This window comes from Massilioclostridium coli, from assembly GCF_900095865.1.
Taxonomy (GTDB): Bacteria; Bacillota; Clostridia; order Oscillospirales; family Ruminococcaceae; genus Massilioclostridium; species Massilioclostridium facile.
The window spans coordinates 220,110-235,092 of record NZ_FMIZ01000006.1 but is presented as its reverse complement, the minus strand read 5'-3'; the positions used below and the strand labels follow the sequence as shown (position 1 = coordinate 235,092).

15 protein-coding genes and 1 pseudogene are annotated in these 14,983 nt (G+C 37.7%); 4 read left to right on the top strand and 12 right to left on the bottom strand.

From position 1 onward, the window contains the following. Nucleotides 1-63 precede the first annotated feature (63 nt). The 5 genes from ymfI to BQ2683_RS03345 form a co-directional block, all read right to left on the bottom strand. Nucleotides 64-798, bottom strand: a complete 735-nt coding sequence (gene ymfI / locus BQ2683_RS03365) for an elongation factor P 5-aminopentanone reductase (RefSeq protein ID WP_069987345.1) — start codon at nt 796-798, stop codon at nt 64-66. 232 nt (nt 799-1,030) lie between these two features. After that, nucleotides 1,031-2,500 (bottom strand): PepSY domain-containing protein, encoded by a 1,470-nt coding sequence (locus tag BQ2683_RS03360; protein WP_069987344.1) that lies wholly within the window; start codon nt 2,498-2,500, stop codon nt 1,031-1,033. Next, entirely contained in the window at nt 2,487-3,056 is a 570-nt protein-coding gene (locus tag BQ2683_RS03355; protein WP_069987343.1) for an RNA polymerase sigma factor, read from the bottom strand. Before BQ2683_RS03355 ends, BQ2683_RS03360 begins: the two co-directional genes overlap by 14 nt. Nucleotides 3,057-3,162: 106 nt before the next feature. Beyond that, nucleotides 3,163-3,792, bottom strand: a complete 630-nt coding sequence (locus BQ2683_RS03350; protein WP_069987342.1) for a thiamine diphosphokinase — start codon at nt 3,790-3,792, stop codon at nt 3,163-3,165. Nucleotides 3,793-3,804: 12 nt separating this feature from the next. Next, nucleotides 3,805-4,284 (bottom strand): pyridoxamine 5'-phosphate oxidase family protein, encoded by a 480-nt coding sequence (locus BQ2683_RS03345; protein ID WP_069987341.1) that lies wholly within the window; start codon nt 4,282-4,284, stop codon nt 3,805-3,807. Between the two features lie 112 nt (nt 4,285-4,396). On the opposite strand from BQ2683_RS03345, the gene BQ2683_RS03340 reads away from it, so the two are divergent. Then, the gene (locus BQ2683_RS03340; protein ID WP_069987340.1) at nt 4,397-5,065 is read left to right on the top strand and encodes an HAD family hydrolase; all 669 of its coding nucleotides are present in this window, start codon (nt 4,397-4,399) and stop codon (nt 5,063-5,065) included. 209 nt (nt 5,066-5,274) lie between these two features. Here BQ2683_RS03340 and BQ2683_RS13175 read toward each other — a convergent pair. The 7 genes and pseudogenes from BQ2683_RS13175 to BQ2683_RS03310 all read right to left on the bottom strand — a co-directional run. After that, nucleotides 5,275-5,442 (bottom strand): annotated as a pseudogene (locus tag BQ2683_RS13175) (zinc ribbon domain-containing protein); the annotation flags it as partial. A gap of 52 nt (nt 5,443-5,494) precedes the next feature. Then, complete coding sequence (locus BQ2683_RS03335; RefSeq protein WP_083256352.1) at nt 5,495-6,238, bottom strand: C39 family peptidase; 744 nt, start codon at nt 6,236-6,238, stop codon at nt 5,495-5,497. A 235-nt stretch (nt 6,239-6,473) separates the two neighbouring features. After that, nucleotides 6,474-7,421, bottom strand: coding sequence for a hypothetical protein (locus tag BQ2683_RS03330; protein ID WP_069987339.1), 948 nt, complete (start codon nt 7,419-7,421; stop codon nt 6,474-6,476). After that, nucleotides 7,418-8,848 (bottom strand): sensor histidine kinase, encoded by a 1,431-nt coding sequence (locus BQ2683_RS03325; protein WP_069987338.1) that lies wholly within the window; start codon nt 8,846-8,848, stop codon nt 7,418-7,420. Before BQ2683_RS03325 ends, BQ2683_RS03330 begins: the two co-directional genes overlap by 4 nt. Before the next feature lie 10 nt (nt 8,849-8,858). Then, entirely contained in the window at nt 8,859-9,512 is a 654-nt protein-coding gene (locus tag BQ2683_RS03320) for a response regulator transcription factor (protein WP_069987337.1), read from the bottom strand. Between the two features lie 99 nt (nt 9,513-9,611). Next, the gene (gene abc-f / locus BQ2683_RS03315; protein WP_069987336.1) at nt 9,612-11,126 is read right to left on the bottom strand and encodes a ribosomal protection-like ABC-F family protein; all 1,515 of its coding nucleotides are present in this window, start codon (nt 11,124-11,126) and stop codon (nt 9,612-9,614) included. Nucleotides 11,127-11,480: 354 nt separating this feature from the next. Next, entirely contained in the window at nt 11,481-12,347 is an 867-nt protein-coding gene (locus BQ2683_RS03310; RefSeq protein ID WP_069987335.1) for a damage-control phosphatase ARMT1 family protein, read from the bottom strand. Between the two features lie 129 nt (nt 12,348-12,476). On the opposite strand from BQ2683_RS03310, the gene BQ2683_RS03305 reads away from it, so the two are divergent. From BQ2683_RS03305 to nusA, 3 genes are all read left to right on the top strand, one after another. Next, complete coding sequence (locus BQ2683_RS03305; protein WP_069987334.1) at nt 12,477-13,145, top strand: 4'-phosphopantetheinyl transferase family protein; 669 nt, start codon at nt 12,477-12,479, stop codon at nt 13,143-13,145. 133 nt (nt 13,146-13,278) lie between these two features. After that, nucleotides 13,279-13,752, top strand: a complete 474-nt coding sequence (locus BQ2683_RS03300) for a ribosome maturation factor RimP (RefSeq protein WP_069987333.1) — start codon at nt 13,279-13,281, stop codon at nt 13,750-13,752. Between the two features lie 53 nt (nt 13,753-13,805). Further along, a complete protein-coding gene (gene nusA, locus BQ2683_RS03295) occupies nt 13,806-14,975 on the top strand; it encodes a transcription termination factor NusA (protein WP_069988005.1) in 1,170 nt (389 codons plus the stop codon). Nucleotides 14,976-14,983 lie beyond the last annotated feature (8 nt).

The following is a 14,983-nucleotide window of genomic DNA, read 5'->3' as shown; positions in this document are numbered from 1 at the left end:
TCCAATGATACTTTGTATTATACCATATTTTAGGGTATCTATGTAGTAGGATAGAAGAAAAAACTAGATAATGTATCCTCCATTGGAAGCTAATACTTGTCCAGTAATAAAATCCGCCTGGTCGGATGCCAGAAAATAAACGGCGTTTGCAATGTCATCCGGGGTTCCCAATTTATTTAAAGGGGTTTCTTCTTTTAATTCTTCCAGAACATCTACGCCCAGCATATGGTTCATTTCTGTTTCAATTACACCAGGAGAAACACAGTTTACTTGGATACCCGATAGCCCAAGTTCTTTTGCGAGTGCCTTTGTCATACCAATTAACGCAGCTTTAGCAGCAGAATAGTGAACCTCGCATGAGGCGCCAACTTGCCCCCACATGGAAGAAATATTGATAATTTTTCCTTTTTTGTTGTGAATCATCCAGGGAAGTACTGCCTGGATACAATAAAAAGCACCATTTACGTGGACATCAAACATCTTTTTCCACTCATCTGAGGTGATATCAGTAAAAAGTTTTTGTTGCGCAAATCCTGCATTGTTGATAAGAATATCGATTCCACCCAGTTGTTGTGTAACTTCCTCCATCATATTTTTTACTTGTTGTTCGTTAGAGATATCCGCCTGTACAGCAATTACCAATGGATTCTGATTCCGTAATTTTTGTACCAATTGTTCTGCTTTTTCCCTATGATGATTGTAATGAATGGCAACTCGATATCCCTCTCGGGCAAATCTTGTGGCAATAGCAGAACCAATTCCACCAGATGCTCCGGTAACCAAAACTGTTGGATTCATAAAGCCCCTTCTTTCTCTAAATTTTTACTTCTATTATCCTAACGCAAAACAGTTGGCGTGTCAATTCAGTTATATCACGAGGTAAAACTTATTTATCATCTGTACTTGATATCAGCTATTTTTCTATTTATGGAAAAGAATATTTCCGAAGTACGGATTTCCTATTATATTATACTTAAAATGTGACGATAAAAAACACCCATCTAAATTTTAGACGGGTATTTTTAAAACATCAATCATCAATATCTTGTTCCCATTTGATAATTGCACCATCGGATTTACGGATTTCACAATCATACTCTATATTTCCTTCCCGTAGTTCGATTTCATAAATTTCCTGTCCATCATCACGGTCCGGCTGAAAGGAAACAATCTGTGCATTTGGTGCTTTATTTTGTGCGATTCTTCTTGCTTCTTCTTCACTTATACTAGAGCCATGATTGCTACTTCCTCCTTGATTAAATTGTTCTTGGTCATAGGAAAGGACAGCACCGGAAGAAGCATCAATTTTATAATCATATTCTGCATCTGAGGTGTAGAATTCTAGTTCGTATACCAGTTTATTATCATCATTCTCTAATTCTACCTTTTTAAAAGATGCAGCATTGGCGGAAACACCAGCATGGGAAAGAGCCGCCTGTTTGGCCTGTTCTAAGGTAATTGTTGCTCCTTGCCCTTGTGGGGAGGTATTATTTGCATGGAATGGTTCAATTTCGTTAGAAACTACATCACCAGTTTGTGCATTGATGTTATAATCATATTCTTGGGTAGCAGTAAAAAACTCTACGTCGTATTCCACCATACCATCATCGTAATCCAGTTTTATTTTTTGAATTGTAACATCGTTTTCAGATAATCCAGCGTGGGATAGGGCAATTTCCTTTGCTTTTTCCTCCCCAATGTAAGCCTTATCACTGGCGGAACCAGTTGATTGGATCTTATTGTTCTGCTGGGAGTTCCCCTGGGATTCCAACAACAGGTTTAATTCATGAATCGAAAGTTTAGACATTTCTTCTATGGAATATAGTGGATTAATTTGGGTTAAGGTTTGAACTAACGCAGCTTTCCCCAATGAAATTTGATATTGATTGGCAAGTTCTTGAAGCTGTGTGTTTTTACTAATATTTTGCCCCAAAACAGCTCCTTGGATTGATTGGCCAGATAAGATACGGTTAATTTCCGCGACTAAATCCTGCTGTAACTGTGCGCCTTTATTGGCATTATCATTTTCTACAGTGACTAGAATAGAATTTGCCAGCTCATCGATATATCCATGTTTTACAAGGGAGCCTAGTAAGGCATTGACAGCAACGTTTAAATCTGTTCCTTTTAAGTCCATGCCATCCAATATAGCAATGGCATCCTCGTTTTGTGCCGTTACATCAACCACTTTTTCTTTTGCGTTGATGCTCATTTCAATACTTGGATTGACATCTAAAATAATTTCAGAATCTACAGATATATTTTGTGTGTAATAAACTGCGCCGAATGTGCTAATGATTCCAACGCATACCACCGCAGCGGCTACGGAAACCCAACGCACCCATTTAGGCGTTTTTTTCTTTGCGATATTCTGCTGCATATATTCTTCTCCTTTTGACAAATCACATTCAGAAAGAATCTTTTGTAGACGATCTGAATCGTTGGAAAAGGAGTGTTGAATCGTCATTTTAATTTTCTGTTCCATTTCACGGTTCTTCATCGTTGGATTCTTCCTTCCATGATTGTTTTAATTTTTTCATTGCTCTACGATATTTGGAAAGGGTAGTAGATAAAGGCAGATTGAAAAGTTCGCTAATTTCCCGGAATTTTAGTCCAGAAACTGCGTGTAACAAAATAATACGGTATTCTTCTGCTGATAAACGGAGCAGTAAATTGCGCAATAGATCTTTTTCCTCAAAATTGATGGCGGGAAGTTCCTCTTCAATCAACTTCCAGTTTTCCTCCGGCAGGGTAGTTTCCCTTTGACTGGAACGAATTTTCATGAATGCGGTGTATTTTGCGATTCCAAAAATCCATGCCATAGGCTTTCCTTGAGGCTGATAGTTCTTTGCGGAACGGTAAATGCCAATATAAGTATCCTGCATTGCGTCCTCCGCATCGTAATAGCTTAAATAGGAAAGTAAAAAAGCGTGTACTGCTGCTTTGGTTTGCTGATACAAAAAAGCCAACGCTTCTTTTTTGCCTTCCGCAATCAATTGGATTTGGTATTCCAACCGCTGTTGATCATCAGCGGGGATGTTGTTTTGAATATTCATAATAATCTTTCTGCCCCTATCACTTACTAATTGCATGAGAAAGCGATTTTATTGCAATGAATCAAAAAATTTTTTTCAAAAAGAGAAATTTGTTAAAACGATTGGGTCAATAGCTCAGGTCACGGCACTGCATTACCAACAATAAGCCGTTTTGGAGGGAGATACTTCCCGTATCCGATAAAAACACATTGCTTACCCCTCTCGTTGTTCCTAAAGGGAGATCTTCCTGAATCAAAGGGTATTCAAAACCTTTGTTGGTAACACCGATACAATCTGTAATGGGGATTAAAGAGAGCAAATCTCCTGGATGTCCTTGTAATGTAATATTCTCTTGGGAACCCATTAACCGAATCTCATTGTTCTCATTTACGATTTTTGCAGAGATTTTTTGATCATGTAGCTGTTTTAAGAATAAGATATTCGCCAATGTATGGTCCATTCGGCTCCCAATACCACCCAATATCAAAATATCGTCACATCCCTGTTTTAGAGCTGCGGAAATGGCTATTTCTGTATCGGTATCGTCTTTTTTTGCAGGAAAAATCCGTATATTTTCAGTTGGCAAATCCGCATGGATGGAGTCCATATCCCCCACCAAAAGGTTTGGGGTGATTTCCATCTTAACAGCATGGTCATAGCCACTGTCCGCACAGATAATATAGTCGTTTGGTTGAATGTATTGTTTGATAGCAGGATAATTCTGAATAGAACCTCCTGTAATAATAACTGCCCTCATTGGTTTCACCTTCTATCTTGGTTGTTGATGTTCTTTACAGGTCATCTCGGTTACCGTCAGTTTTAAAATGGTAATAGCAGTAAGGGATTGGTCAGAAAATTCCCAATTGGATGTTTTAGTATAATGTTGCATAATCACCTGTAACGCCTTTTTCTTTTGTTGGATTTCTTCTACAATAGAGATTTTACCTGCACCAATGATACTTTGATAGTAAAAAGAATAGTTGCAGGCAGTATTTCCTACAGAAAGCTGATGTTTTGTGTCCAATTCAAAACCCACTAATGGGTTTTGACGGATTAGATCTAGCTTTTTACCAAAGTTTGCGCTGTGAAAGTAAAAGATTGGAGTATCTTTCTCACGAAGATAGCCAAAATTCAATGGAACAATATAGGGTTTATCCTCATCTATCAATCCCAGGTGGCAACAGTCACAGGTTTGGATGATTTCCTCTATTTTTTGTATATTGTTTACTTCCCGATCTGCTCTGCGCATCAATAGGCCTCCAATAAATGGTTTTCTTTTATTATAACATGATTGATTTTGTGTTTTCAAGCAGATGTGCTATAATAGCAACATAGATTTTACATAGGATAGGTGGTTTTTTATGAGATATTGTGGTGTGATTTTTGATTTAGATGGAACCTTGTTGGATTCCAACTGGGTATGGGACAAAATAGATGAAGAATTTCCTAAAAAATTAGGATTGGATGTAAAAAAGAATTTTTATGATGAGATTGCCCATATGACAACAGATCAGGCAGCGGAATATATGATAAAGGAATACCATGTTTCACTAACCAATAAGGAATTACAACAGTTGTGGTTGGACATGGCACTGGATTTATACGAACACCAGGTAGAATTGAAGCCAGGGGCTATGGAATTATTACAAAAATTAAAACAGCAGGGGATTCCATTTAGTTTGGCAACATCTAGTTTTCCAAACTTATGTAAACGCTCACTGACCAGGATTGGAATTTATCAAGATTTCCACACCATTTTATATAGTAATGATTTTGGAAAAAATAAAGAAAATCCAGATATTTATATGGCGGCAGCGGATGCCATGGGGATTCCGTATCATCAATGCTTAGTGTTTGAGGATATCATAGCCCCATTGCAGGCACTGCACCGCATTGGAATGGGGTTTGCAGCCGTGTATGAGCCACACCATGAACGGACAGCGGCATTACTACAACAGCAGGCGGATTATTATATCCAAGATTTTAATGAGTTTTTAGAGAAATATTATTCTCAGACATTTGAAATTTAATAGAGAAATAGAGTGGTGCTATAGTAAAATTCATATTAATAATATTGAATTAGAAAAAACAGCGCTTCATATTGCAGTACTCATAAAAAGGTAAATCCTCCGAATGATTTTATCATTCGGAGGATTTTCTATCAAACCTAGCTGGTAAGGAACAACAAGTGTAGAGGAATCTGCTTTGATTCAACTTCCTAGTAATAGAGATATGTGAATTACTCGTTTGAGTCCTTCCAATAATTTAATTTTGGTAACATATCTGTTATATATGCCCGAATTTGTTCGGAAGATAATTGTTCATTTGCCATGTGTTCTGCACAAAAATCAATTAAATCGTTGATGTTATTGTATTTGAACGTTCCATTGGAGTAGCACCATTTGCAATATTCTTCATTTCATTTGTTCTCTATTTTCATTTGTCGGAAATATTTAAAATTAGTTTGGGGTGACGATAACAGCTTGCTGCTGCATTTCCTGATAGCGCTGTTGTACCAGTTCTTTTGGATATTGGACCACCCCATGGTTTTGATAAGGATCATTAAAATAATAGGATTCCTCATCGTATCCGATGAAAACCATACAGTGTTCCGGCGCAATCCACTGAAAGGTAGAACCGTCTTGCTGGTAGATTTTTGTCCCCTCATAAGAGGACTTCATATCAATAGTTACCCAAACTAAAACGGGTTGCCCTTTGGAGATATAATCGTTTGCCAACTTTTCCAGGCTAATATTGTTAAGCGTTTTTGCGGTATGGTTTGTAAGTACCTGGTTTAACATATTGGTAATAACAGGTGCATAACATCCATAACTATTACTGTTTCTTGGATCGCCTACAAATACTTCATTTGGGTTTCCACCATATAGTTTACCCCCACTGCTCCAGATTTCCTGTTTGTCCAAATAACAATCAATCAGCTGATTTACAGGAATATCGTATTGGTAATATTGTAATACCATGGCCGCGCTGACAATTTCGCATCCAGTAGGATATTCATCTGACTGATTCATATAGGGGACGGATAGACATTTTTCTGTTTTATGGTTTGTATTTTGTAAAAAATATTCATTGTTTTTGCTGGAAACCCAACCTGTATTGAAAACTACGACAGCTATGGTTATTATTACAAATAAAACAGATAAAACTGCTGTTAAATAATATTTGGTTGACCCTTTCTTCATAAGATCTCCACCTCCTGTCTTTAGCTTAACAGAACAGTAGGCATGGAGTATCCAAGAAAATGCAAAAAAGTTGTAAGAAATAGAGAAATTGCAAATACAAAACTTTTATCAAAAAAATGATGCCTTATGAAATGCTAAGATTGCAATCCATAAGGCAAAGATTTTCCGATACGGCGGTAACTGTTCAAATGGTTGTATTGGAACCGGATATTTATGCAGTGAATGTAGGCCTTACCTAGTTGTTATAGATGATGGAAGAAAAATTTTCATCAATCAGGCTTAAAGTAGGAGATTCAAAAGAATATTTTTTCGAGTCTAAATACACAAAATCGTATCCAATAAAACGACAGGTATATGGGTCAAACCACAAAAAATAAAGGAAATTGGTAAGATAGGAAAAACAGACCAACTGGTCGGAGGTTTTTATCAGCTTTGTTGAGATATCCATGGAATAGTCATAAATTTCATCGCTATATTGGTAAGGACTGTAGAATTTTATTTGATTGTTTTGATCAGCTGCCATATAAGTATAAAGCAAGTGGGACTGAATATTCTCTATAGGCTTTTGCTTTAAATTTTGGTAGGATGTTTGTAAAATAGTCTGAAAATCTTTCGTATTAGAATGGTCAACGATTGGTGTAATGTGTACGGAATACAAAATTTCCTTTGTAATTGCTGCTTGTAGACGGTATTTTGTGTTGGAATCATCGTTGAAAGAAATGATTTGATCAATTATTAGGTTATAAGATCCTTTATCTTGTTCTGTTTGTTCCGTGATATAGGTGAACTCATAAATACATGGAATCTTAGCAAAATCTTCTCCGCAAGAAACAGAAAGATCGTTTTGTGAAAAATATATGTAATTTAATGAAATTTCAAGAACGTTTTTAGAATAAATTTCTAAATAATTCCATAGAATCGAAAATATATGGTTATAGCCGTTTCCTGGCCAATGATTGTCATAGGAAGGTTGGAATGCTTTGTATTGTTCAGTATCCCAGGGGAAAACCTGTAATTGTTGGTTGATGTTTGCACTGTTAATAGAGTTGGAAACAGAAAGAGGTGCGATACTGGAATCGCTCCGAAATAAAAAATAATCCATAACCGAAAAAGAAGAAAAAGAAAGCACTAAAATTAAAATAGAGCAGATAATTGTAATCAAAATAGAACGGAAACGTCTCAATTCATTTTCCCCCTTTCAAGATGAATGGTAACAGTAGTCCCTTCTCCTAACTGGCTTTCAATTTGGATATTGCCATGGTGGAGCTGGGCAATTTTTTCACATAGTGCCAGACCAAGTCCGGCCCCTCCTGCTTTTCGGGAACGGGATTTATCCACCATGTAAAACGGCTCGGTAACCTTTTTTAAATCTTCTTTGGAAATCCCCATTCCTTGGTCCTTTATAGAAATTGTAATCTCACCGTTGTCCAAATTATTTTGGAAAATCCAGATAGTACTTCCAGCTGGAGAAGCTTTGATGGCGTTTTCTAAAATATTGTATACCATAGAGCGGAATAATTCCGGTTCCATTTGCATTCTGCCACCTTCCAGCTGTTGTTGGATTTGAATTTTATGGTTTTGTAAAATAGGCTGAAAGGATTCCACGACTTCCTGTAACAATTGATTCAATTCGGTTTCCTGCATTTGTAATTTTTCCTGTCCAACCAAAATCAATTCCATTAGTTTTCCAGATAATCCACTGAGCCGCTTGGTTTCTTTTACAATGATTCCTGCATATTCTTGACGTTCTTGCTCGGATAAATCCTTTTTAATCCGTATAATATCCGCAAACCCTAAAATGGAGGTAAGCGGGGTTTTCATCTCATGGGCAAGATTGGCGATAAACTGCTGCCGATTTTCTGCTACCTGCTCCAAATCATCTATTTTTTCCTGGATAGAATCTGCCATTTGGTTCATGTTGGAGGCTAGTTCCGAGATCTCGGTGGAGCCCTTGCAGCTTAACCGTTTTTGGTAGTTCCCTTGGGCGATCTCTTTGGTCCCTTGGTTAATCCGTTGTAGTGGTCGGAGCAGGATTTGGACAAAAATCATCAAAACTCCAGCAATAAAAATAGAGCACAACATACTGAGCCATTGGGTAGAACGAATTTGCTGTTGATAACTCTGCTCGAGGTTGGTAATATCAAACGCGCTGGACAGATAGTATGTTTCATAATTTAATATAACCTTGGATGTGATAAGTAGGTGGGACTTAGAATCTGTCCGGACTAGCTGTGTTTGATAATCATCGGATTGTTCCGCTTGTTGTAACAATGGCTGGAAACTCCAAGGACAGTCACCAGAAGAAATCTGGTTTTGATTTTGGTCATAAATCCAAAAGGAAACAGCATCGTTATTATTTTTCGAAAGAATTTCCAGAACCGTATTTTTGACATATTCCTGATCTAAAATGAGCAGGGAAATTTTTAATTTCTCATAGTTGATGGCATTTTGTATGGAGTTAATCATAGAAATATGCTGTGTAAATGCCACCTGTTTTTGCTGTTGTATCGTCTGACGATAGTTGTTAGTCAAAAGCAGAAAAATAATTAAATTAACCGAACACACCGTTAAAAGCAGTGTACAAAGGAATATTTTTTGCCATAAACGCATTATTGTTTCCTCATTGATCTAACCGGTACCCCAATTTTGGGATGGTTACCAGTTTATCTTTTAAACCTAATTTTTTCCGGATTTGTTGGATATGGATGTCCACTGTTCTAGTTTCCCCTTCGTATTCATAGCCCCAAATAGAGGATAAGAGCCGTTCCCTGGTGATGGCGATATTGGGATGTTTCAGGAAAAACACCAATACTTCAAACTCTTTTGGGGTTAGGTTGATAGGGATATCGTTTCGGTACACCATATGCTGTTCGGTGTTCACTAAAATATTCTGGTAGGATAGCTGGGTGTTTTCCCGATGGGTACGGCGTAGGACAACTTCAATCCTTGCCAGCAGTTCCATTGCCTCAAACGGTTTGACAATATAATCTTCTGCTCCCAGACGCAACCCTTTTACTTTGTCGGTTACTTCCTGTAAGGCGGTTAAAAAAATCACTGGAATATCCAGATGGCGGATTTGTTCCAAAATAGAAAAACCATCCATATCCGGCAGCATGACATCTAACAGGATAAGGTCAAATGGCTGGGATAAAATTTGTTCTACTGCCTGTTTCCCGTTTTCACAAGTGCTGCTTTGGTATCCACCAATTTCCAACGTAGTTTGGATCATTTTTGTAATGGAAGAGTCATCTTCTACAATAAAAATATGGTACATAGCATTCCTCTCTATCTTCTTACGCTATTATTAGTATGGCAGAAAAGGATTTTTAAGTATGCAATAAAATGTAAGGGAAATGTAAAAACCTCTTATGTATCATACAATATTTTTGTGAATAGGACAAGAAGATGACAATACAACTTGTTTGGTGGCAACATGTTCCAGAAAAGATTGGTCGTGTTCCACAAACAGGAGGGTGGGCTGGTATTGCAGCAGCAATTCTTCTATCTGGATGCGGGAGTACAAATCAATATAATTAAGGGGTTCGTCCCAAAGATATAAATGGGCAGGTTTGCATAAGCTGGCAGCAAGGTATATTTTTTTCTTTTGCCCATTGCTATAACCCTCCATTGGCAGATCAAAAAGGGAGCGGGAGAAATCCAGTTTCCTTAAAATTGCTTTGAACAGGCTTTCTTCTAAGTTGTGCTGTTGGATAAATTCTTTTAAATCTCCGTTTAACTGAGAACAGTCCTGAGGGAGATAGGAGATTTGTAAATTAGGATGAATTGAGATTTCACCCTGATAAGGAATGGAATAGCCCTGGAATAATTTTAAAATACTGGATTTTCCACATCCATTTTTTCCACATAATGCAATCCGATCCCCACGCTGGATGGTAAAGGCGACATCCTGGCAAACAGAAATATCATCATATGTAATAGAGAGATTAGAGCAGGATGCTACTGTATTCGTATGCCAAGTAAGGGGAGACAATTTTAGGGTAGCAGTTGTTTCGATATTTTTAAGCAAAGAAGATTTTTGCTCAACTGCCTTTTGGCGGCGTTGTTGTATGGATTTAGAGCGCTGCATCATCTTAGCGGATTTGTGCCCAATATACCCTCTATCCGGTTTTAAGCCTGAAACTCGAGTTCCAATTTTGGTTTTTTCCAATTTGTCCGACCAATTGGCGGTCTGCTGGGCTGATTTTTGTAAGCGGCTAATCTCTTTTTGCAGTTTTTCGTTTTCTGCTTGTTCAAACTGGTCTTGGCGCTGTTTGTTCTCCAGACAGCTGGAACAATTTCCTTGTTGTACCTCTATATTGTTTCGGTTTATGGAAAGGATATGGTCTACACACTGGTCTAGAAAAGTTCTATCATGGGAAACCAGCAGAAACCCCTGTTTCTTTTGATTGAGATAGCGGGCAACCGTTTGGCGCCCATGCCAATCCAGATGGTTGGTGGGTTCATCAATCAATAAAAAGCTGTTTTCTTGTAAAAATAGGGACGCCAGTTGTATTTTTGTCTGTTCTCCATTACTTAATGTAGAATAAGGTCGATATAATACAGATTCATCCAATTTCAACAGGGAAAATTCCCGTTGAAACATCCATAAATCACAGTTGGGGTTGAATATCGAAAGCAAATCCACTACCATTTCATCCTGGTCAGGAATTCGCATTGGAAAATAATAAAGTGGTACTGCACAGGAGATAGTGCCAGTATAAGAGAATTCTTTTTGCAATAGGCGCAGGAAAGTGGTCTTTCCTCGTCCATTCCTACCAATAAATCCTAGTTTCCAATGGGTATCAAACTGGAAAGAGACATGGTCAAAGATGGTTTGATCATTTCCATCATAAGAAAAGGTTAAATTTTGAATTGAAATCAAAGACATTTAAAATTCCCCCTTATATTATTTTATGACATCAAAAAAGGCCGCAGAAAAGTAATTCTGTGGCCTGGTTCAAACAAAGGGGAAGAAAGAGAATTCTCCCTAGGAACAACGGGACAAAACCATGAGTTACTTTCCTGCAAGGGGTACAACAAACAAAACGGGCTTGCCGTTGGTTTAATTTGTTTCCCCAATCTAATTAGCAGGAAGTATTTCTCATGTTTTCATCTCCAAACTGATTTTATTTTTCGGGTTTAGTATAGCAAGGAGTAAGTCCCTTGTCAAGTATAACGCAAAAACAAATAATACAAATTGTTGAGTTGTGTTATTTTAATACGAAATATTAGTTAAAGGTTTTTATATTTGTACATCCCTTTCGTTAATAAAAACACCATCCAAATGGTTTAAGTGGAACCGGTTTACAAATAGCTGGCATTTACATAAAAAAAGGTAGTAGATATTTAAACCGCAGCCGTGCAAACTCTCAAAATTCCCTTGCCCTTTGGAAATGATAATATCCGCTTGTTGAATTGCTTGTTTTGCCTCATCGGAAATTAACTCCAATTCAGTGCCGGCGATATCTGTCCCATTTTCTAATATCCGGAACTGCTGGTCCATTTTGCACTGTTTAGCATCCTGTAAGGTGGCATCGTTTAAAATAGGGGCTCCTCGGACAATAACAGTGATATCCAGGTTAAATTTTTTTAATTGCTGCAACAATAGCATATCCAATACAATTTCGCCGCAGTTGTCGGTTAAGTACACCAATTTTTTTGCGGAATTTAACTGTTCGAAAAACTGCTGATAGGTTTTTTGATCAATGGTTTGTTCTAATGCAGTTTCCAACAGATGGTCTAAATCCTCTGTATTGACCTGGTTCATTGCTCCAAAATCAATGTAATTGCCTGCCCGAGCATACTGGATTCCTGCCAACAATGGGTCAGCCGCATGGTTGATTTTATTCTGGATTTGTTCCATACGCTCTAATAGATATGCATTATATTGCTGTTTTAATTCTGCGTAATCATCCTGTTTTCCAAAATAGTTTTGATAAACTCGATTGATCGTCGAAGTTAAATAAGGAGCGGATGCCTGTTCCTGAGAGTTGGCGATTGCTCCTAACACATCTTTTAAATAATGCAGCTGTTTTTCAGTATCCTCATGGGCTACTCGTTTTTGCTGTTTTTGGACTAAGCAGGGGATACAGGAAGGATTTAACTTCATTTCAGTTCACCTTTTTCTATATTATTTAAGATATTTTTATTATACTTTAGTTTCTCAACCATGTCAAAAAATTGATTCTAGTTTATTGTTTGTGGTACAATAGTAAAAATAATGAAAGGGGAAGAATGAATGGAACCGGTTTTGTTGCTTTGCTCAATTGCAGGTAAGAAAATAGAACAACAGAAGATAATTCAACAATTGCCAGAACATCGGTTGAAAAAAATTAGACTGATGAAGTGTGAGAAGGATAAGCTGCGCTGTTTTTATTCCTGGAAGCTGTTGGAGTATGGAATACAACATTATTTTGGTTTGAATTGCGCTGATTTACAATGGAATGTTGACCAACACGGAAAACCTTATTTTCAGGATGCCCCTCAAATCCAGTTTAATATAAGCCATTCTGGGGATTGGATTGGGATTGCACTCCATCAGAAACCCATTGGAGTTGATTTGCAACAAATTCGACCGGAAAAATCTAGGGTGGCAAAACGAGTTATGGTTCCAGAGGAATGGAATTATTATTCTTTTAGTGGTAACCCAGTTGACTTTTTCTTCACCTTATGGACATTAAAAGAAAGTTATTGTAAATACCAAGGGGAGGGGATTTCCTTGGGATTATCCCAATTTATGTGTTATGAGGATCATGGTAAAATCATAACCGATTGTACCGGATGCCAGTTTTATTCTTATGATGACTTGCCTGGGTATCAGGTGGCAGTTTGCTGTGAATCTATCCAGAAACCCAATATTTTAGTCATAAATCCGAAAAACCTGGAAAGAACAGGGAAAAACGGTTGACATCCTTTTTGTTTTGTGTTACCATAGTAGTGGTAAATATGGTAATTGGAAAGACTGGGTTGCGACCCGGTCTTTCGTTTATATTAAAGCAAATTTTTTGGAGGTTAACAGCCTGGGTACAAAGGAGGATATTATGGCCAAAAGCAACACAGTTACTCTGGTAACAGAGATAGCAAAGCCAATTGCGGAGCAATTTGGTTTGATGTTATGGGATGTAGTATTTGAAAAAGAAGGCGCATCCTGGTTTTTACGTGTCTTTTTAGACCGTCCAGATGGAATTATGGAAGTGAGCGACTGTGAAAATGTGAGCCGTTTACTAAGTGATAAATTGGATGAATTAGATCCAATTGACCAAAGCTATTACCTGGAAGTATCTTCTGCCGGATTGGGCCGCAAACTAAAAAAGCAGCAGCATTTTGATGCTTTTTTAGGGCAGCAGGTGACGATTAAATTAATTCGTCCAATAGAAAAGCAAAGGGAGTTTACAGGAATTTTAGAATCCTTTGAAAATCAGATTGTTACCATCCAAACCGATAAAGGTGAATTTTCTGTGCCATTTTCGGATTGTTCCTATGTAAAACTGGATGATGATTTAGATTTGTTTTAGCAAAATCAAAATATGAATATTGGATCGTAAATGTGGAAGGATGAATGAGCAAAATGAATAACGAATTTTTTGACGCCCTAGAATTAATCGCAAGGGAAAAAGGGATTTCTATTGATTACTTAATCGAAAAAATCACGAATGCAATTACTATTGCGGTAAAAAAAGATTTTGGCGGAGTAGAAGCGGTAAATGTAGTTTTAGACCCATTGACCCGTCAATACAAAGTCAGCATCATTAAAGATGTAGTACGTGAAGTGGAAGACCCAGTAAATCAAATTACTTTGGAAGAAGCACAGCGCTATTCTAAACGCGCTATGATTGGCGAACCTGTGGAAATTAAACTGGAAACCAAACAGTTTGGAAGAATTGCGGCGCAAACCGCGAAACATGTTATTCGTCAGGGGATCCGTGAAGCAGAACGGGAACAGATGATGAACCAGATGGGTGGAAAGGTTGGAGAAGTTGTCACTGCTACTGTGAACAAGATTGACCCAGCTAACGGAAACGCATTTGTTCAGATGGATAAAAATGAAGTGCTGTTGTTTAAAAATGAACAGTTACCAAATGATAATTTACAGCCTGGAGATAAAATTAAGGTATATGTTGTGGATGTTACTTCTAGTGAAAAACGTTGTTCCTTAAAAATTTCCAGAACCCATAAAGACTTGGTAAAACGTCTCTTTGAAATGGAAGTTCCAGAAATTTTTGATGGTACTGTGCAGGTAAAATCCATTTCCCGTGAAGCAGGTTCCAGAACAAAGATTGCGGTTTACTCCAAAGATGAAAATGTTGACCCAATTGGTGCATGTATTGGCCCAAAAGGGATGCGTGTCTCCAATATTATTGAGGAACTGGGCGGTGAAAAAATCGATGTTATACAGTACAGCGAAGATCCAGCGCAGTTTATTGCGGCTGCTTTGTCGCCAGCGGATGTTACCGAAGTGATTTTGAGTGATGATGGAGAAAAAATCGCGTTTGTCAGCGTTCCAGATTCCCAGCTCTCTTTGGCAATCGGAAACAAAGGACAAAATGCAAAATTGGCAGCCCGTTTAACAGGATATAAAATTGATATTAGTCCAGATAGTGCCTTTACTCCTGTAGCACCTGCAAAACCTCAGAAAGAAGAGGAAGAAACTGTTGACTCAAAAACAGATGAATTGTTAGAAGAACAGCAAGAGGCAACAGAAGAAATCCAGCAGGAAGCAAAACAGGAATTAGAATAAAAAACCAT